This window comes from Acinetobacter tjernbergiae DSM 14971 = CIP 107465 (assembly GCF_000374425.1).
GTDB lineage: Bacteria > Pseudomonadota > Gammaproteobacteria > Pseudomonadales > Moraxellaceae > Acinetobacter > Acinetobacter tjernbergiae.
Window position 1 is genome coordinate 93058 of sequence record NZ_KB894356.1, and the last position, 20759, is coordinate 113816.

20 protein-coding genes are annotated in these 20759 nt (G+C 38.1%); 9 read left to right on the plus strand and 11 right to left on the minus strand.

Annotation, left to right across the window (positions count from 1 at the left end; genetic code table 11):
• Positions 1-153: 153 nt before the first annotated feature.
• From C502_RS0104080 to C502_RS0104095, 4 genes are all read right to left on the minus strand, one after another.
• Positions 154-1083, minus strand: coding sequence for a recombination directionality factor (locus tag C502_RS0104080; protein WP_004818963.1), 930 nt, complete (start codon positions 1081-1083; stop codon positions 154-156).
• Between the two features lie 183 nt (positions 1084-1266).
• On the minus strand, positions 1267-2307 hold the full coding sequence (locus C502_RS0104085) for a YqaJ viral recombinase family nuclease (protein WP_018677584.1): 1041 nt from the start codon (positions 2305-2307) through the stop codon (positions 1267-1269).
• A 155-nt stretch (positions 2308-2462) separates the two neighbouring features.
• Positions 2463-3506, minus strand: a complete 1044-nt coding sequence (locus C502_RS0104090) for a DUF932 domain-containing protein (protein ID WP_018677585.1) — start codon at positions 3504-3506, stop codon at positions 2463-2465.
• A gap of 44 nt (positions 3507-3550) precedes the next feature.
• Complete coding sequence (locus C502_RS0104095) at positions 3551-3838, minus strand: hypothetical protein (RefSeq protein ID WP_018677586.1); 288 nt, start codon at positions 3836-3838, stop codon at positions 3551-3553.
• Between the two features lie 212 nt (positions 3839-4050).
• Here C502_RS0104095 and C502_RS0104100 point away from each other — a divergent pair, with 212 nt between their 5' ends.
• The 5 genes from C502_RS0104100 to C502_RS0104120 all read left to right on the plus strand — a co-directional run bounded on the left by C502_RS0104100 (position 4051) and on the right by C502_RS0104120 (position 7981).
• Entirely contained in the window at positions 4051-6138 is a 2088-nt protein-coding gene (locus tag C502_RS0104100; protein ID WP_004818959.1) for an AAA family ATPase, read from the plus strand.
• Between the two features lie 548 nt (positions 6139-6686).
• The gene (locus C502_RS0104105) at positions 6687-6941 is read left to right on the plus strand and encodes a hypothetical protein (protein ID WP_004818958.1); all 255 of its coding nucleotides are present in this window, start codon (positions 6687-6689) and stop codon (positions 6939-6941) included.
• 2 nt (positions 6942-6943) lie between these two features.
• Positions 6944-7072: a hypothetical protein gene (locus C502_RS19630; protein WP_018677587.1), complete on the plus strand. Its 129-nt coding sequence runs from the start codon at positions 6944-6946 to the stop codon at positions 7070-7072.
• The gene (locus C502_RS0104115; RefSeq protein WP_004818957.1) at positions 7073-7300 is read left to right on the plus strand and encodes a hypothetical protein; all 228 of its coding nucleotides are present in this window, start codon (positions 7073-7075) and stop codon (positions 7298-7300) included.
• Positions 7301-7312: 12 nt separating this feature from the next.
• On the plus strand, positions 7313-7981 hold the full coding sequence (locus C502_RS0104120; protein ID WP_018677588.1) for a hypothetical protein: 669 nt from the start codon (positions 7313-7315) through the stop codon (positions 7979-7981).
• Positions 7982-8054: 73 nt separating this feature from the next.
• Here the strand turns inward: C502_RS0104120 and C502_RS0104125 are convergent, their stop codons facing one another.
• Entirely contained in the window at positions 8055-8990 is a 936-nt protein-coding gene (locus C502_RS0104125) for a YagK/YfjJ domain-containing protein (RefSeq protein WP_004818955.1), read from the minus strand.
• A gap of 374 nt (positions 8991-9364) precedes the next feature.
• Entirely contained in the window at positions 9365-11104 is a 1740-nt protein-coding gene (locus C502_RS0104130; protein WP_004818954.1) for a hypothetical protein, read from the minus strand.
• Between the two features lie 184 nt (positions 11105-11288).
• On the opposite strand from C502_RS0104130, the gene C502_RS0104135 reads away from it, so the two are divergent.
• Entirely contained in the window at positions 11289-12026 is a 738-nt protein-coding gene (locus C502_RS0104135) for a hypothetical protein (protein ID WP_004818953.1), read from the plus strand.
• 49 nt (positions 12027-12075) lie between these two features.
• Here C502_RS0104135 and C502_RS0104140 read toward each other — a convergent pair whose 3' ends face one another.
• Entirely contained in the window at positions 12076-13014 is a 939-nt protein-coding gene (locus C502_RS0104140) for a hypothetical protein (protein ID WP_004818951.1), read from the minus strand.
• 137 nt (positions 13015-13151) lie between these two features.
• Between C502_RS0104140 and C502_RS0104145 the strand changes: the two genes are divergently transcribed.
• Positions 13152-13427, plus strand: coding sequence for a pyocin activator PrtN family protein (locus C502_RS0104145; RefSeq protein ID WP_004818949.1), 276 nt, complete (start codon positions 13152-13154; stop codon positions 13425-13427).
• Here C502_RS0104145 and C502_RS0104150 read toward each other — a convergent pair.
• Positions 13411-14553, minus strand: coding sequence for a site-specific integrase (locus C502_RS0104150; protein ID WP_004818947.1), 1143 nt, complete (start codon positions 14551-14553; stop codon positions 13411-13413). The genes C502_RS0104145 and C502_RS0104150 overlap by 17 nt on opposite strands.
• Positions 14554-14688: 135 nt before the next feature.
• Between C502_RS0104150 and dusA the strand changes: the two genes are divergently transcribed.
• Positions 14689-15705 carry a tRNA dihydrouridine(20/20a) synthase DusA gene (gene dusA, locus C502_RS0104155; RefSeq protein ID WP_018677589.1) on the plus strand — a complete coding sequence of 339 codons (1017 nt, stop codon included), beginning with the start codon at positions 14689-14691 and terminating at the stop codon, positions 15703-15705.
• 9 nt (positions 15706-15714) lie between these two features.
• Here dusA and C502_RS0104160 read toward each other — a convergent pair whose 3' ends face one another.
• Positions 15715-16146, minus strand: a complete 432-nt coding sequence (locus C502_RS0104160) for a GNAT family N-acetyltransferase (RefSeq protein WP_018677590.1) — start codon at positions 16144-16146, stop codon at positions 15715-15717.
• Positions 16147-16471: 325 nt separating this feature from the next.
• Between C502_RS0104160 and C502_RS0104165 the strand changes: the two genes are divergently transcribed.
• Positions 16472-16951: a CHAP domain-containing protein gene (locus C502_RS0104165; protein ID WP_023274532.1), complete on the plus strand. Its 480-nt coding sequence runs from the start codon at positions 16472-16474 to the stop codon at positions 16949-16951.
• A 9-nt stretch (positions 16952-16960) separates the two neighbouring features.
• Here C502_RS0104165 and C502_RS0104170 read toward each other — a convergent pair whose 3' ends face one another.
• Positions 16961-17728: a tRNA threonylcarbamoyladenosine dehydratase gene (locus tag C502_RS0104170; RefSeq protein WP_018677593.1), complete on the minus strand. Its 768-nt coding sequence runs from the start codon at positions 17726-17728 to the stop codon at positions 16961-16963.
• Positions 17729-17857: 129 nt separating this feature from the next.
• Complete coding sequence (acnA, locus tag C502_RS0104180) at positions 17858-20611, minus strand: aconitate hydratase AcnA (protein WP_018677595.1); 2754 nt, start codon at positions 20609-20611, stop codon at positions 17858-17860.
• Between the last annotated feature and the right edge of the window lie 148 nt (positions 20612-20759).

Genomic DNA, 20759 nt, shown 5'->3' on the forward strand with positions numbered 1-20759 from the left:
TAAAACGAATATTAACCTATAAGTTAATATTCAAATACAAGATAAATCAACAATTAGACTTGATTATCCACTCATTCATTAAGCCTCGGACAGATATAAAAAATAAAAGGGAACCGAAGCTCCCAAGTTTATCGATTCTGTAATTAAACAGTATCAATTCACCACCCTAACGCTACCTTGCAAACTCTGCTGGATATCCTGCACAAAATCCTGCCCTTGATTAAACTTAGGCTTGGTTTTGGCTTTCGATTTAGGTTGTACTTGTTCGACCTCAGAATTTTCATTCGTATAAAATTCTTCAACTAAATCCAAGCCCTCTTCAGCATTCATCTCAAACTGTGCATTGGCAAAACCCTGCCTTGCAATTTGATCTAGTCCTTCCTGATTAAACCCTGCCTGCTTAATCTGCTGATCCATCTCAAGTGCTGTTTGAATCGCATCCTGTAAATGAGTGCCATCTCTGAGTGTTAAATCCACGTAATAGACAGGGGTGCGATAGCTTTGCGTAGTGGACTTTCCTCTCAATGTCAGTTGTAGAGGTAAGCATGACAGTAAACCATTGGATGATGCATGGTAATAGCTGAGTCGTGCAGCTAAGGTACGGATACTGTTAAAGCCAGTGGTTCTAAAGATAAATGTTCCCAGTTCATCCGACTCATCTAAATTGACATGCAAACGCCCATAAGGCTTACAGTTCCCTCCTTGAGCTAAAGGACATAAATCAGGGGATGGGCAGGAATGTTGTTCTACGCCTTGATTGGTGAGTCGCTGACAGGTTTCACCATTGCCTACACAAACAGGTCGTCCTGTTTGTCGATCAAATAAGGTGTACTCTGCCCTTAGGTTTAGCTCTGGATCATTGAAGATCATCCGTACTGGAATGGTACGGAGTTTTTGATTCGGTGCTTTACTGCGTAATTGCTCATCGAGCGGATGTTTGACCCATCCCTCCTTGCTTTGAATTTGACTGGTAATGGTAAATTGATCGTCCTTTTCAGGCAGACGTTTACCGTTCTTTTCAACGACTTTACCGATACTGATACGTCCAAGGATCGGTGGTGTAATCGCTAAGCCTTTAATCATGTTAGTTTTCCTCTAAATAAAATTTTACTGTTGACCCTTTGTTATGTAAGCAAATACAAAACCGTTTAAAGATCAGATGAAATGCAAAGACCGCCATTATTAGTCCACCGCTCCTTCGGGAGTCGGTGGATCGGGGTGGTTTTTTGCGCTTTTTGGAAGATTGGAAATATCGATGTGATGAATTCAGTCATCGGTATAGATCTGAAAACGTCGCGTCCCTACTTTACTTTGTGGAAACTGTTCAAGCATTTCAGGATGAAGTTTGAGTAAGGCTTTACTGTCTAAACTGATTGAATCTTTGGATTTCTTCCACGTCACTGATCCATTGGCAAAGGTTGCTCGTTCAGCATCCCTCATCAACATCTGGATTTGATGCTTAGTTTCATCAAAGTTGTTTTGATGTTTTTCAATGTGATGCTTTTCTTGGATCAGTTGAGTAAACAATTGATTGGCTTGTTCGTTATGACTCAAGTCTTCAACAGTCAACGGAATATGTTGTGGATAAAGCTGCTGTATGGCTTTAGCTGCCGATTCACTGGCATCGACATCAGGTGGTGTGTCTTTTTCCACACACTCCCAGAAGTAACGTTCTGCATTGATGATATGTTTGATCACAGATTCGGAGCGCGTCACTTTGAAGATTTTGGTTTCATGTCCACAGATCAGCACACAAACATGTGCTGCTTGTTTGCCTGTCACTGCCAATTGATGTTGTACCTGACACAAGACATATAAAGGCACACCATCTCGCCAAAGTTTTGCGCCGTACTCACCTGCTGTTTTGCATTCCAGAATTTGGACTTCATTGCTACCCACAACGGAGTAGTCCAGATTGGCAAGCATAAAATGTTTATCAGGATCTGGATGCTGAAGCACTGCATTGATTCTGCGTACCTTGTTATTGGTATGCATGCTGTAGTACTCAGCGACCAATGGCTCTAGCTGCTTACCCCAATATAGTGGAGCGACACCTGAACTTTCATCTTCAATCGATTGTTTGACTCGCCCTGTCTTGATCATCCAAAGTTCGAGCATCGACATATAGGGATTCAATCCACAGGCTGCTGCACAATCACTACTGCCAATGCCTTGTCGTCTGACTTCAAGCCAGTCAGATTGAGTCATATTTTTGGTATTGACCAAGCGTTTTGCTGTAAACAGCTTTGGGGCAATAAAGGGTTTGCTGGCTTGTTGAATGGATGGGTTTAATATTGCTGTATTCATATCTTGCTTCCTCATTTTTATATGGGTGATGGCAAATAAAGGGCATAAAAAAACCACACCCGAAGATGTGGTTTAATTATTTTTAAAATGTAAATTTATCTTTAGAATCCAAAGGATAAGTCTAACTCTCCATTGAAAAAACTTAACCTTTTACACTATGACACCATGCGTAAAGCCTGTTCTAGTCCACGTTGCTTGATCGCTGCTCCTGCACCAAACCAAGCTGAATCGAGTCGATGATCTGTACTCATTGCACGACGCTCGTGGTCAATAAATTCCGTAATCGAACAGAGTAATCCGTAAGCCGTGTCCTTAGACGATGAAAGTGTTGCACCACGTCCCTGACCGTTAAACATGTCCATTGCTTTAGTCATCGCCTTGGCATTTGGCTCAGCTTTTTCCTTGGCATTTGCCTGTGCTGTCTGAGTTGCAACATCACGGTAGAACTGAATAATATTTTCTTCCTGATCTGCAATGCTCATTGTGGTGTTATTAAATACCGCATCAAAATAGGCTGCGGCTTCAGACTGGGTGACTTTACGCTGACTGAGCTGCTTCATCTCATACATGTGTTCATCCCATGCACGAACTGAAATACCCAATTGCTGTTTGACCTTATCTGCATCAAACTTGGTGCTATGCGGAACTTTCACTACACCTGCACTACTGTTCTGTCCACGTAAAGCAATCGCTAAAGTATTGTTACAGACGACACGGATGGAAGTGAATTGTGCGGTTGTCGCAAGCGTACCGTCACATGCAGTTGCAAGAAGAATATAGCCATTACTGACATCCTTTCCTTTGAGTGCTGAACTTTGCCCTGTCCGTGCCAATGCCCAAAATTTCTTGCCGCCTTTAAGTACTCCTGCGGTTTCCAGCTCAAAGCCTGATTGTTCCGTCAGATCACGATAGAATTCTAAAATCTCTCGGGGTTGGACTTCCTGAAAACGTTGACTGACGACTGACAAGGGCGCATGGGTATCAGAACGGTACAGTACGCGCTGTTCTTCATACGGCATGATGATGCTTTGCCCACGTTCATTCTGTGCCATATAACTGACATTGGATGACTCAATACGCCAGTCCATACCTGCCTGTTGTGCCCAGATTTCAATCGGTTGGTTTTGACTTAGTTGATTCCCTAGTCCATGCCAAGGGGTTTCACCGACATAAGCCATTTGTTCAAGTTGATGTGCCATAGTTTTATTCCTTTTTAAAATAATGTTAAAAATTGGATCTGTTCTTAATTCAGATATTGGATGGGGAACTTTTGGTAGCAGTTATGACAGAAGCACAAGCTTTGCTGCGGAGGTGTGCTTTGCTCTGTAAATGAATTAAACAAACCACCGAGTACAGTTCCTGCAATTCCTCCAACGATGGGAGGAAGGTTCAAAGACTTCGCAACAGTTGTGCCTAAGGCACCTAATGCTGTGGGTGATGCAAGATTTGATAATGTTGAATTTGCTTGTTGTATGTTTGCTTCAACAATCATGATGTCGGTTGAATGACAAAAGGGGCAATTCAAGCTCATGACTCGACTCCTAAATTCAGGGCATAAAAAAACCTGCACGATGGCAGGCTTTAATTTCATATTTTCATGTGTACTCAAAAGAGCTTCATGATTCTCATTAGGATGTTATGGTTTTGATTTTTTTTAGATTTAGATAAATTAATATAGGATGATTAATTAAAGTGTGATAGATGTTTAATATCTTTTTAAAACAAATATTTTGAAGGTTTCATATGGAGTTAAAAGCATTTCAAGTAGAAAACTTTAGATCAATCGACCAAAGCGAATGGATAAATATTGATGATGTCACAGCGCTCATCGGAACTAACGAATCTGGAAAAACAAATTTACTTAGTGCTTTATGGAAACTTAATCCTGTAAGTAATGATGGCAAAATTAATCTTTTATCTGATGCTCCCCGAAAACTTTATAGCCAATTAAGGGCAAGCGATAAATCAACAATTTTTATTCGTTGTAAATTTGAACTTAATGAAAATGAAGTACAGCATATTTCAAAATTAAGAAGAACGCCAATCGAAGGCTTAAAATTTACGACTGTTTGTAGAAAATATAATAGCGGATACACTGTAGATTTTCCTGATGAAAAATTATCCAATCTATCTTCATTAATCTTTCAAAACCTAATCACATCCAAAATAGAAATTATTAAAAATTTACAATTACTTAAAAGTGAAAATGAAGAAAAAAGAGAGAAATTTCTTAATACTTTTGAAATAATTGACTTAGAATTTCAATCTCCAATAGTGGATAAAGCCCGTCTTGAAAAGTGTCTTTCTCTATTAGAGGATATTTTTGATGAAAAAGCTCCAAAAACAAGTGAACTTACAAAAGTCTATAATGATACACATGAATTTATTTCTTCACATTTATCCAATGTCGAAAAACCTACTTCTGAAGAATTACAAAAATCAAGAAACTATATTATTGAACAACTTCCTAATTTTGTTTACTACTCAAACTATGGAAATTTAGATTCTGAAATCTATCTTCCTCACGTTATAGAAAATCTTGAAAGAACAGATTTAGGTGCTAAAGAGTCAGCTAAAGTGAAAACACTTAAGGTGTTATTTGATTACGTAAAATTAGAGCCCAAGGATATTTTAGATCTAGGAAGAACTGAATCTAAAGCAGATATCGATTTATCAACAGATGAGATAGAAATCAAAGCAGCTGAAAAAAAAGAACGTAGCGTCTTATTGCAATCTGCATCCACAGAACTAACTTCAAAATTCAGAGATTGGTGGAAGCAAGGTGAATATAGATTTAGATTCGAAGCAGATGGTAATCATTTCAGAATATGGGTTTCCGATGACAAACGCCCTGAAGATATTGAATTAGAAGGAAGAAGTACGGGATTACAATGGTTTTTGAGCTTTTACTTAACCTTTTTAGTTGAAAGTAAAGATGCCCATAAAAATTCAATATTATTATTGGATGAACCTGGTCTATCCCTTCATCCTTTAGCACAGAAAGATTTATCATTATTTTTTGGTAACTTATCTAAAACTAATCAAATTTTATATACCACGCATTCTCCATTTTTAGTTGATTCCAACCATCTTAATCAGGTAAAAGCCGTGTACATTCAGGACGATGGTACCACAAATATTTCTTCTAATCTTAGAGCAAATGAAGGTAACCCTTCTCAAACAAAATCAATTTATCCAGTACATGCTGCATTGGGTCTAAGCGTGTCAGAAATGTTATTCAATAATTGTACCCCTGTGTTAGTAGAAGGCCCATCAGATCAGATTTATTTATCAGCAATTAAAACATTATTAATTTCTTTTGGAGAGTTAACTCCTAAAAAGGATATCATTTTCATTCCATCTGGAGGAACACGAGGAGTTAAACCCATTGTAAGTCTTTTAACGGGGAAAAATGATGAATTGCCAATTGTTTTATTAGATGGTGATTCTCAAGGTTCAAAAATGGCAGAAGCTCTGAGAAAAGATTTGTACCAAGACACACCTAATTCAATTCTAATAGTTTCAGAAATTATAGGAATGGATCAAGCTGAAATTGAAGATTTAATCCCACCTTCAATAATGAAAAAACTTTCAAGATACCAATTACGTTCCAACAACCCAGATTCCGATTTTGAAGATTGTTATGTTAAAGATTCACCCATTCTTAAACAATTGGAAGAATTTGCTGTTACCAATGAGATTACGCTTGAAAAAGGGTGGAAAGTTGAGTTCGCTAAACTTGTAAAAAATCATTTACTCAAAATTTCACGAGACAAAATTTCTGAGGATACTATTAGTACATGGAAAGCTCTTTTTTCTAAATTAATTTAAACTATCACTTATTTAACTTTCCGTTATTAGCCGAATTTATCACATTAATTCGGCTGTTTTAAATTCCTGAATTGACTAACTGTTACAGTAATTTTATCATTCAACTGCTGACCTACATTGTCAGTCGGTTTTAGCAGACCGTTTCATACAGCGCATCAGGGCATATTCTTCTGAGTATTCCTCACATGCGTAAAACCTTCTCGTCCCCCTTTGCGGTAGAACGGGAGGGGGACGCGTCCGCGCGTGCTGGTTCTGTATGTCCAGTCTGCTAACCCCTTTTCGTTCTGCCACCATTATTTAGCAGTAAGTTGGTAGAGCTTCTTAATACATACAGGAGTAGTCGCCATGACTCAGTTTTATCTATCTTTGTTGTTTTCCCTGAAGCCATTCAGACAACTCCCCTTGCCATAGGCATTCATCACACATTCCATATTTTTGATTGATCTGAAAGCTCAGGCGATGTCAGTTGCTTTGTCCTGTCTGTTATTCAGTCAGATGCTATGGAATAAATAACACTTCAAATATCAAAATAATAATTCGGGGAATCGATGAAAACACTTACTTCGTTTGCACTCATCTCACTTGTCATGATGACAGCAGGCTGTGCCAGTAAAACAGAACGCCAATTTATTAGTGGCTGCAAAACAGGAGGTATTGATGGCAGTACCTGTTCATGCATCTACGACAAACTTGAAAAAAAATATGGTGAGGATGGACTGAAAGAAAATATCTATACCTTGCAACAAACTGAATCCTTCCAGATGGATATGGTCAACGTGTCCTATCAGTGCATGAAGGAGTAGCGATGAGAACACTAGCAGGCATTATCTGCATCATCGCTGTGGTTTGTGTACTGGGTCTGCCCTTCATTGGTTTTATGATCGTGATGGGAATTTTTATTGCATTGGCAAAATTTGCAACTGGGGGAAAGTAAATGAATTCAAATATTAAAACAGGTCTGATTAGCGTCTATCTAGTGATTGGCTTTTTCTTTGCAATCTATCAACACTTTTGGGGGCAGTATAACTACAAGTCTTTTGCCTACAATATTGGACAGGGCTTTGTTTGGCCTGCGGTAATGTTTCCAGTCGTCGGTAAAATTGTAGGGGGTATTCTGATCCTGTTATTTATCTGGTTCGTTGTTATTCGTCCAAAATTATAAGGGAGCGCAATCATGAAATCTCTACTTTCAACCATTGCCCTGTGTTCCCTATTGATGGCATGCAGTCAAGGTAATCAATCTGCAAAGACTGATACTTCGAGTGAGTCTGCCAGTACTGCTGCACAGCATACTAAATCTGAGTCTATTTATGCACCCTACACCGAGGAAGCAGTCAAAGCTAGATTGAATGATATGCAAGCCATTGTAGATTCAGGTCATTTGTATTTGCCTGCTTATGAAAAAGAGGCACAGACCTATCTTGATCATTGGCAAGACCATCCTGATGTTTTAAAAGCCATGATGAACTCCGAGCTTGATCCAAACATTACTCAGGAACTTCCTGATATTCCGCTTGACGAGGAAGAGGCTGCTATTGATGATGTTGCATCAATCAGTGCCCGTGGTCGTATTACCGCTCAGGAGTCTCAATCTGCATTCAATGTGCCTGGTGCAATAGATTACTTTTTGGAAATTCAATCCACCAATGAGCAACCGTTTACCTTACAAAGTTTAAAGATTAACCATGGTCGCTGTGGCTTTAGTACAGGTGATTTTTATAGCAAACTGCCTGTGACTTTGAATTATAGCGGTACAGTAAAATATTTACTGAAATGTAAGGGTGATCAAGTGCTTGAAGCTGAAATCATTACAGATCAAGGGAGTTTAAGTCTTACATTTTGATATCAGTCTGCACGATATAGAGAACACGACAATCTATAGTGTTCTCTATTCTCAATATAATAATGACTTATTTTTAAATGCCTCGACGCCATTCCACATCAAACTGACTGATTCCAAATGACTTCATGTTAGGAGATGTCTTGGCACGTAAACGTTGCTCTACTTTATTCGGATTCACCAAATACATACCTGCTCGAAATGCATTCTCGACTTGTTTTGGCTGATTTCGATGAATCATTCCTATACCAAGTAAATCATTGACCTCAAACTTTTCTTTATTCTCTGTTCGGTTACAGTTGTAATAGCTCCCTTGGTGATTAGTGATGCACTGTTGCCAGTACAGACCTACCTCCTCTCCTAACCATTCATCGCCGTCACGCATATTACCATCATAAATAAGCAATAAATGGCAGTGGTAGCCTTTCTTTACGCCTTGTTCGAAGGCCCAAACACACCCTTGTAAACCACGAAAGCAAGTATCTTTGTTCGACATTCTATTTCGTAGTATTTCCAAAGCCCGATGAACGTCTTCAACATCCCAATTCGATTGATGCTCTTGAAATATTCCCACATCCACTCGTACAAAAAGCAACCTAGAATAATGATTGAGTATTTTATTTAAGTATCCTTCTAATTTGATTTGATTTTTTCGTTCTTGATATTTAAATTTATGAATATCTTGAACAGCACTTTTCATTTCATGCTCAATCATGCCTTGGATATAAAAAATGTGATTGAGTTCAAACCGTAGGATGTCTGCATAAATATGAAAATCTAGTTTTTCCATGATGTAATCCACAAGGATAATCACTCGTTTGAAAACATTGATAATTCTAGAGTAGCTAAGATCGAATCTATAAATCTGCTTAAACAATACTACCGCTTCTAATAATTCTCGTTTGAACTCATTATGATCATCAACGAATTGCTCATGACTGATACTAATTAAAAAATCTTCAATTGAAATAAGAATGGAGGATTCATTGACTAATGGACTATTCTGGGACATTGGTTTTCTCTTGAAATATAAGCTTCATATCTAAGAGTGAGATGTAAAATTTTACTGATCAAGATTCTGTAGCAGGATGTTGTGGTCATCCTGCTCAACTAAATATGCTCATATACTTTGAAACATACTATAGGGATAATTTAGAATGTTTTAACTCATTGTAATTTATATATTGTCTATAGCCCATTTGGGTATGGGCTATACTGAACTAAGTAACTCACTGTACTTAAGCAGCTAGATAAGATATTGTTTATATTATTAATATATATTACTTGTAGTTAATAATATAATTTACCTGTTAAGAGGTCTATCATGTAGTTCCGATAGATTCGTAGATGAGTCCACTAACAACAAGCGATCTATGGGAGTTTTGCTTAGGCTAAAGTTACGCTACTTTTCCTGTTCAGCAATTCAGTTCCTGCTGTATAAAACTGATCCAGCAATCCATATTTTTTCATGTCATCAATACTAGGTTCAGTGAATTTCAGCAAATAGTCCTCGTTTGAATATTCCTCCTCTTTCTCACGAATTGGATGAGGGATATCGATCAGAAAAAACTCATCTTTATTGAGTGTTGAATCGGGCACATAGATACAACTATACATTTTCTGCGACTCGACTTTTGGTATAATTTGAAAAAATTTGCCTGCTACATGACTGAATCTTCGTGTACTTTTTAAAAATGGTAAAATCTGATTTTTAGCAATCAAATTCAAACAAAATAATAAGAATTCTAGGATGAACCGTTGCTCCTGCTTCTCTAGCTTCTGAATCTGTATCTGAATGTCCACATCTGGGTCGTAGTTTTTGATTAAGTCAGGATTTGTAATCAATTCCAAACTGTATTCTTCCTGAAAGACAAAAGGATAAATATCTTTTTCAATTGTAGTTCGATTTAAAATATCCACACCATATAAGAGTGAACCTTGTATGATCTGCTGACGTAAACCTCGCTGATCAAGCAGTTTGCAACACCATGATTCAAAATAACATTGCATCATTGTCAAATTTGAATCCAAATCATTCAATTTGATATGTTGTTTCTTTTTATTGATTGATGCTTGTTTGAACACTTTTGCAAATACTGTCAAATCTCCTTGTTCCTGATGGCATTGTTGTAATTGTAAATAATGAATTAGGCATTCTTTAATGAAACTAGAAATCGACTCCTGAACTTGTGATGAAGACTGGATACGCTCAATCATTATTCCAGTAATAATATTGATTTTATCTGAATCAAGACGCTTAAGAACCAATTTCGTAAGATGATTGAGATCGCGTGAGTTGTCAGAATCCAACGGCTGCACCTGCTCAGAAATTACCGTAAAAATATTAGCAATCATTTTTATTTCAAAATGATGTCTTTCACTGGCTTCCAATATATAAAACCGACCATACCGAGCATGATTGCCCCAAAAGGTATGAGATAAATTCAACACGTAGATTGGCGTTATATTTTTTATAAATTTGTTATTGATCGTCCCATGCACATGTACCCGAAGCAGACCTATCTTTTTCAAAAAGCAGATCGAATCAAATATTGCTTGCTTATTTAACCCTGTTTTAGCAACCAATTGTGTTGTACCTATATTACGTATCACCCCATAAGCATCACATGAGCGGGTAAGATGTAGTAATGTGAGTAATACTCTAAAGTCCAAACTTTGCCATGGTTGTAACTCAAGCATTTTATTAGTCACTTTAACCTGTGATAAGCTGATAAAAATGATCATTAAAAGGTCAAACTGCTTAATCGCCTTCTTAAGGCGGACATATCTATGACGTGATGTTTCATGTTGATTAACTTTATTCAATAACTGATTTAAATAATCTAAATTCAGCTGTATGGTTCTGACTCTTGCTCGCCGACCTGATTCTGGATATGAAAACTCCAATATCCCAAAGCCTGATAACTCCTCCAATACCAATTTTAATTTTTTATGTTGTATACCTATCTTTTTAGACAATTCCAACAATGAATCATTGGTTTTTTGTGCACCAAAGAGACTAATAAATTTAATCAGCACCAGTCTAGCGTAGGAACTTAATCCATGAGGTGATAACTCATTAAAATTAAAAATGAGCTGGTTATGCTCTTCTGTCATTTCATCCATACATTTTTATTCATTCAATATTCCCATCAGTAAATTTTAGAATTATTTTTAGATAGGCACAAATATTTACTATAAAATAATTTTACAACCAATAAACGTTTACTAAATTTATTGGAAAATGTTTATTTTATAATAATTAAAAACTATAATTGCATTAGAATTTCTAACATCATAAAACATCAAAATGGCAAGAAAACAACTGACATTGCAGCAATGGCTTGAGAAAGATCAAACACTAAAATCCTTGTTTCTAGAGCACGAATGTAACAAAGAGCAGGCACTACTACAGATAGCCAAGCTTCCTGATGGACGATTGCAAATTCAGCCCATCGAAACCATGACCCACCCTTTACTCGTAGCAGAAATAACGAATCAATGGGTGCTTTTAATCAATGAAGAATATTTTGTTGATTTGAAAAATAGATTTAGAAATTTCAAGTATTCTAGAAAAAATTACAGCAATGTCAGAAAGCAATTTTATCTAACCTCATATACAGCCAAAAGAATGGAGACATTGACTGAAAAACTCAAACTTAAAACTGAGGCAGAATGTCTAGAATTCCTAATGAATACGTATGAGGCAAAGCAAACGCTCCCACCGCCCTATAAGCAAAAATTATATGAAAAAGACATAATTATTGAGGAATTAAACCAACGCATCAAAGCCCTAGATAAAATGCTTTATATTAAACAGCTTCAGGTACGAAAACAGGATGAGGTCATCCAAAACCATCTCATTAATGAATTAATCAACAGTAAAATTACCATTAATGAATTAACCAATACCCCTCTTCAGGACGCTAGTGAAATTCAGAAATTAAAACTCAAATTTTTAAAGGAAATACAAAAGGATATTCAACTGGAGCAAATCAAATACACATCCCTCAATCAAATTTCATTCGAAACCTTCGGTGATCAATGAAATATGATTATCTTTACTTATATGTACTAACTCAGACCTAATCTGACCGTTACCCATTTTTATTGGTAACAGTTAAATTAAAAATATGCTGATTTTTACTCAACACAATTTCCTCCAATATTTCAGGCTGCCCCCTCAACCAATGGATGATCGTTTCATCCAAATAGGCAGTGTTGTTATATGGCACGTTGTATTCTTGATCCTTCAGCATAACTGAAGGATTTTTAGAGTGAAGGATACTGTCTAGTTTTTTAAGTTCATCTTGAAGTTTTTTTACTTTTTTAGCTTTTACAACTGATGATACTTTTTTACGTTTTATTGAATTATCTGACCGTGGTTCAAACATAAGTGCATCATATTGTTCAAGTTTTTTAAGCTCATCCTGCATACGGGTGATTTCAGACTCAATCCAAATGACATCATATTCCTCAAACTCTTTGAGCAATATAGGAATAATTGAAGTAACAGCCTCATTTGGATTTTCCCATTTACGGCCACGTTGAGCTACCTGCTCACGTAAAACTCTGCATATTATTTCTCGTCTTGGGTACAAGTTTTTTGTATGACTTGCCATCGCTGCTTTTGTTGCTTTAGCTTGCCTTACAAGCGTCGTATTGTAAATTAAATATAACCTCCCCCCCAATACATCGACATACGCCATTAAAATATTTGAGTAACGTTTTTTTTGGAGCGTCTTTTTCAACTGCTCCATATCTTCTCTTAAGCTATTAATCTGCAATAGAAGTTCGAAAACTTGGTCAGGCTTAAAAGGAATTGATTTAATATCACCACTCGCCTCTATCAGACTTAATGCTTGCTCACTGAGTCGAAAATCATTTTCTTTCATTCGGAGCATGATTTTTTCTTTGATTGCTGCATATAATGGATTTCCAAATTCTGCCACCAAATTACACTGATAGTAGTAACAAAAATTCTCAAGAATGTTCTGTTCAAGCAATGCTAAATCTGAAATTACTTTCGAATCCATAATTATTTAATTCCTTATATTACAAAATATTACAACAGGATAATGCTAATATTTTTTTACACATAAGTACTGCTCTACTTTCTAATACTAAGTAAATTTACAGTGAGCACATCAACCGAAATGACAGGAATCAATTCATGAATAGTGCTCTTCAACTTTCCACATCTGACTACTTATTTATGCGCTATCGCAGCACGACAGTAAAACTAGATGATGTAGTCAAGGATTACTACCCTCATCTCAGTAAAGTAAAAATGTTAGAAAAAGCAAGAAATCAGGATTTCCCATTTTCTTGCTTCCGATTAGATAAAAGCCAAAAAGCCCCGTACTTTGTTCATGTAAAGGATCTAGCCAATGTCCTAGATCAACAGTATAAATATGCTGCTCAAGATCATGTTACTCTTCACCAATGAGGGGTAACACTTCATCTAACTCTATTGTCTTTTTCCTTTTTTTCACAGATACATATCTTTCCAAACTCCCCCAAGAATCATGTAGACTCACTTGCTGAATTTGAGGAATTGTAAAACCTTCCTCAGCAAGGCGGGTACAGCCCTCATGCCTTAAATCATGAAAACGTAAATCATCGATTCCCAAGATTTTACAAGCATTTCTAAATTCACTACCAATCGTTTTAGGACTGAGCGGAATGAAAAGATCTTTATCATATCCTCGATTCAGCATACGTTTTCTTACACTCTTCACTTGTATAAGTTCAATCATTTTTCGGCAAGGTTCTAATACATTAAATTCTTTATGATTACCCTTTGAGCCATTCGGATTTTTTAAATCCCGTACTTTCCACACTTCATTATCCTCGTCGTAATCAGCCAATAACATTTCAGTAATTTCTGACTCACGACGACATGAAAATATTGCAAACCACATAATCAAATGCATGGGATAGCTGTAAACAGGTTTTTGCCATTTTCGATAAAAGTATTCTGTCAGTTTTTTTAACTCTGCCGTTGTAGGTAAGCGATCACGCTTACCACTTGAAGATATTTGTCGAGTCTTGCGCAATTGTGCCGTTGCTTTATCAAATCCTGCCAAATCAACATTTACATCCCACATGACTGAGGCATGAGACAATACGCCACGAATATGCAATAACTCATGTTGCAACGTACTTGTCGCTATTGGCTTTAAATCCAGTTTTGCATAACCACCCTTACGCAAAGCAACATGCTCCGAGATATCGGCTGGCCTTATTTTTGTGATAATATATTGCGCTATTGGAAATTTCTGAATTAGGCGAAGACAATAGGTTTTAGTACGACCATACTCATTGCCAACTTCATCAAGATATTTCTCTATGGCATTGGCTAAAGTGATGTTGGTCACATCCGATCTGCCTAATAAAATCTCTGGATTTTCTTCGATTTCCTCTTCACGCATTGCTAACCATTTTTGGGCAAGTCGCATTGAATTAAACGTTTTACTCTCTTTGAAATTTGCAAGGCCTTTACGGCTTATTCTAATTTCAGCACGAAAGCGTATTGTTCCATCCGCCAATTTGCGTTGTGAAATTGTTCCCATAATTTACGCCTTATCTCTTTCTAAAGATCATAATGGCGTAATTTGGTGTAAATTTCAAAATTAATGGTGCGAAATGAGGCGTAAAAAATCGAAATAGATCAAAATCAGCAACACTGTAAAGGTATGTTTTTTAATATGATTACTGAAAAAACCATTGATAACACTAAAGAACCTCGCATCAGTGTTGCCCCGATGATGGATTGGACAACAAAAGACTACCGTTTTTTTGCTCGCCTATTTAATCCCAATGTTGTGTTGTACACCGAAATGGTGACTACAGGTGCGATTATTTATGGTGGTGCAAATCGCCATTTAGATTTTAATCAACAAGAACACCCGATTGTTTTACAGCTAGGTGGCTCAAATCCAGAAGAATTAGCCACCTGTACAAAAATGGCTGAAGACTGGGGCTATAACGAAGTCAATTTAAATGTAGGCTGCCCAAGTGATCGTGTTCAAAATAATAAGATTGGTGCATGCCTCATGGCAGAACCTAATTTAGTTGCTGAATGTATTCACAGTATGCAAAAAGTAGTCTCTATTCCTGTGACAGTGAAGCATCGTATCGGCATTGATGACATGCAGTCTTATGAAGAAATGCTGCATTTTGTTGATACGGTGGCAACGACAGGCTGCACACACTTTATCGTGCATGCGCGTATTGCCATCTTGCAAGGCTTATCGCCAAAAGAGAATCGTGAAGTTCCACCTTTACGTTATGAGGATGTCTATCGTTTGAAACAAGAACGCCCTCAGCTCACGATTGAGATTAATGGTGGAATCAAGACCTTTGATAAAACACAGCAACATCTACAACATGTCGATGGTGTGATGATTGGTCGTGAAGCGTATCACAATCCCTATTTATTGGCGGAAATGGGGCAATTATGGAATTTAGAAGCACCTAATCGTTTTGATATTATGCAACAAATGCTGCCCTATATTCATCAGCGTGTTGCGGAAGGTGCCCCACTTTCAATTATTACGCGCCATATTCTTGGTTTATTCCAAAACTTACCAGGCGCACGTAAATGGCGTCAAGCGCTCAGTGGCGGGAATGCAAAAACCATCTCTGATATTGAACATTCAATTCAAAACATCCAAGTGGCGATGCAACGAACAGAAGATTATGTGAGAGAACATCAACACTAAGTTGATGTTTTAAAGATCGCTTTTCTGCATCGGAATATAACGTAGTCCACCATTTTCAATGACCGATGAGATGGTGGTAAATCCAAATTTTTCATAGATTGCTTGAGCATAACAACTTGAATTGACCGTGACACTTGAATTATTTTCTTTGATTTTATTTTCCACAAATTGCCACATCTGCTTACCCACTCCTTGTCGTTGAAAATTTTTATGCACAAAGAAGTGAATTAAATGGGCTGGTTGCCTATAAGCAATGACACCAATCAACTGCGCATTTTTCTCAAAAACAAAATATTGCATACTTGGCATTTCGAGTAATTTTTCGATCATTGTGCGATTAAATTTTTCTTCACCTTCAATACTTATTGCAAAATCGATGATATATGGCTGAATTAATGCAACAATTTCATCAATATCAGAAGGCTTGGCAGAACGTATCATTTTTACTTATTTCTTCGTTATCACATTAATAAACAATAATTTATAACAGAAACATCCGATAAAGCAAACTCATTAGAATGACCACTTTTCATCTTAAAAAGAAATATAATCTTACAATTCATTTTATCAAAACTAAATAAACCTCAAGCTTTTGAAAATAAAAAAGATTCTTTATGTGAATTGTGCGCTAAGTTATATCTGTGGCTCGCTAAAAGTTATGTTATTACATTGCGATTAAGTTTTTTTAAGATTTATCGCTTACCATGTCCGTCGCCAAGAATCTGGCATGAATTTGGTTATTTTTAAGATGTAATAGAGATTTTAGATGATTTACGACGTCCCCCCAATTGATCACAGCATGATTCATATGCCTTCTCAACAACTGGTTGTGGCATCGAGAAATACACCCAAATTACCAATATCAAGCTCAATTGATGTCAGTAAATTTTCGCAAAAACTTACACGTAGAGCATCTTATCGTAGCTCATCACAATGCGCTAAATTTGTCAGAATTGCCTTGCAATCTGCAGGGGCAAATATTGTTCAGCATCCTATTGCTGCATCAGACTGGGGGCGCACCTTACAACAGATCGGTTATCAGCAAATTACCCCTGATTTTAATAACCCCAAACCTGGCGACATCTATATTATTCATCGTACCAAGAAACACCGTTATGGGCATATCGCTGGCTTTACAGGCTCGCAATGGGTTTCTGATTTTAAGCAAACGAGCTATGATGTTTATAATGACCAAAATGTGACTTATAGCTACTACCGTTTAGCACCGCAATCTTCACAGGCTTAATAAATTAAGTTAGGATTTAAGCCCTATTTTATCTATCTTTTTCAGTACTTCGGCTACAGCCACCATCGCGAAACTTGAAGTAACCACTACGGCTGAACCATAGCCACCACAACGTAATCCAGCACTAGGGCAAACCTCAGCACTAGAAAATGGGTTATCAATCGAATACACGCAGGTAATCCCAAACTTTTCTTTTGGTTTTTTACAAATACCTTTGGAGCGTAGCTGTGTACGTAGCTTTGCCAACATCGGGTCTTGTTCAGTTTTAGATAGATCTGCGACACGGATTTTCAATGGGTCAAGTTTGCCACCCGCCCCTCCCGAAACAATCAACGGGATTTTGTTAAAACGACAATGCAGCATCAAAGCAAATTTAGCTTTAACGTCATCAATACAATCGAGAATAATCGTTGGAACTGGATTTAAGATTTCTTTGACATTTTCAGGGGTGAGATAGTCATCAATCACATTCACTTTCATTCTTGGATTGATCTGACGGCAACGCTCCGCCATGACTTCGATTTTTTCTTGTCCAAGTGTCGAACTCATCGCAGGCAATTGACGATTAATATTCGATGCAGCCACCACATCCATATCAACCAGTGTTAATTCACCGATGCCTGTACGTGCTAATGCTTCAACTGCCCAGCTTCCAACACCACCAATCCCGATGACCATGACATGACTTTGCTCATAATGTGCAAATGAAGTTTCTCCATAAATTTTGGCAACACCTGCAAAACGGCGGTCATATTCATCATTTTGGAGATCAGTCATGCGTACATCTAAAATTGGTAAAATCGTGTTTATTTTACCTGAATATGACCTTGGATTGAATGTAGGCAGAGAGATTTCATCCCAATAAGAATAGAGCCCTGCTACCTACAGAGCTTTATTCGATTTATATCAAGCCGCAATTAAATGGCGCAGTACATAATGCAAAATACCACCCGCTTTAAAATATTCGACCTCGTTCAAAGTATCAATTCGGCACAACACTTTAAACTGATCTTGTCTACCATCTTCTCGCAATACGTCAATATTCAAACTTTGATGCGGTTGAATATCATCGGACAATCCATGAATTGAGAGCACTTCACGACCTGTTAAATTTAAGGATTGGCGACTTTGTCCATCCACAAACTGCAATGGCAATACCCCCATACCAACCAGATTGGAACGGTGAATTCGTTCAAAACTTTCGGCAATCACTGCTTTTACACCCAATAAATTCGTGCCTTTGGCCGCCCAATCACGGGATGACCCAGTGCCATATTCCTTACCCGCAATAATAATTAATGGCGTTTGTTGCTGCTGATAAAGCATAGAAGCATCATAAATCGGCAACTTTTCTCCTGTTGGAATATAGATCGTGTTTCCACCTTCGTCGCCACCCAACATTTCATTCTTAATGCGGATATTGGCAAAAGTTCCTCGCATCATCACTTCATGGTTGCCACGTCGAGATCCATAAGAGTTGAAATCTTTGGCTTCCACGCCTTGTTCTTGTAAATAGCGTCCAGCGGGGCTATCTTTCTTGATATTACCCGCTGGAGAAATATGATCGGTGGTCACTGAGTCTCCGAGCACAGCCAAAATACGGGCTTGTTCAATATTGCGAATCGGTTTCGGTGGCTGGCTAATTTTTTCAAAAAACGGAGGATGACGAATATAGGTCGAATGATCTTGCCAAGCATAGGTCTGACTTTGAGGAATCTGAATCGCCTGCCATGCTGCATCACCAGCAAATACGGCTGCATACTCTTTATGGAACATCGCTGTATTTACACTGTGTAGCGCATGATCAATTTCAGCCTGACTTGGCCAAATCTCTTTCAAATAGACCGCTTGCCCATCCTTCCCTAGACCAATCGGTTGCGTCGTTAAATCTGTACGGATATTGCCTGTCAAACCATAAGCCACCACCAAAGGTGGTGAAGCCAACCAGTTAGTTTTCACTAAAGGATGAACACGCCCTTCAAAATTACGATTACCTGAAAGAACTGAAGCGACATTCAGGTCATGGCACTGAATCGCTTCTTCAATCGGTTCAGGCAGAGGCCCAGAGTTACCAATACATGTGGTACAGCCATAACCGACAAGGTTATAACCCAACTCATCCAAATACGGCGTTAAACCTGCCGCAGCCAAATAGTCAGTCACCACTTTAGAACCAGGGGCAAGCGAACTTTTCACCCACGGTTTACGCTGTAGACCCTTTTCAATCGCTTTCTTAGCGAGGAGTCCTGCGGCTAACATGACACTCGGGTTAGACGTATTGGTACATGAGGTAATCGCAGAAATCACCACATCACCATCATGGAGTGGATAAGATTTTCCATTAATCATACAAGAAGGGCTTGGATTGGATAGATTTGCAGTTTTGACTTCGACCGCTGTACCGCCGCCTTCATTTTCCAAACGCTCTTTCGCCTCTTTGGCGGGCTTTAGCGTTAGTTCCATCAGTGCGTGAAAAGTTTTCGGTACATCTGACAACAAAACACGATCTTGTGGACGTTTAGGGCCTGCCAAACTTGCCTGAACAGTCGTCATATCCAAGCTCAGTGTATCGGTAAAAACGGGTTCATCGCCTACATTGCGCCATAAGCCCTGCGCTTTACTATAGGCTTCGACCAAATCAATTCGATCTTGTTGGCGACCTGTCAGTACCAAATACGCCAAAGTCACTTCATCAATCGGGAAGAAACCACAGGTTGCACCGTATTCTGGTGCCATATTGGCGATGGTGGCACGATCCGCTAAAGGTAAATCCGCCAAACCATCGCCGTAGAATTCGACAAATTTACCCACCACTCCTTTCTGGCGCAGCATTTGGGTAATGGTTAACACTAGATCTGTTGCGGTAATCCCTTCATGCAGTTTCCCTGTGAGCTTGAATCCGATCACTTCTGGAATCAACATGGATACAGGCTGCCCTAGCATTGCTGCTTCAGCCTCAATTCCTCCGACACCCCAGCCCAATACACCCAATCCATTGATCATGGTGGTGTGTGAGTCTGTTCCCACCAAAGTATCAGGGAAAGCAAAAGTTTGCCCCTCATCTTCGCCTAGCCATACCGCTTGAGCCAGATACTCTAAATTGACTTGGTGGCAAATTCCCGTACCTGGGGGAACAACACTAAAGTTATCAAATGCTGATTGTCCCCAACGTAAAAATTGATAGCGCTCACCATTACGCTGCATTTCAATTTCGACATTTTCAACAAAGGCATTATCATCGGCAAAATGATCGACCATCACAGAATGATCTATCACCAAATCGACTGGCGATAAGGGATTGATACGGTTTGGATCACCACCCGCTTGAGCCATTGCAGCACGCATAGCAGCAAGGTCAACCACCGCAGGAACACCTGTGAAATCCTGCATCAATACACGTGCAGGTCGATATTGAATTTCCTGATCTGAGCTTCTATTTTTTTGCCAATCGACTAAGGCTTGAATATGCTCTACTTTTACACTTTTTTGATCTTCAAAACGAAGTAAATTTTCGAGTAAAACTTTTAATGATTTTGGGAGTCGATCAATATTTCCTAGTGTTTGAGCGGCTTGAGGGAGATTAAAAATTTGATAGGATTTTGTACCCACCCTGAGCATTTGTAATGCATTGAAACTATTGATTTTGCTATATCTGGCCATTCGGTTACCCTCCCAGTATTGGCGAGTTTATTTATTATGATGTTCTTCCTTTAATGTAAGCCTGTTTAGAAAAGAGTGTGTTCCCTTTTGGTTATCTTATTTTTAATGGAACGATTAGAAGCTTACTCATCTCTTGTTTACATATTTT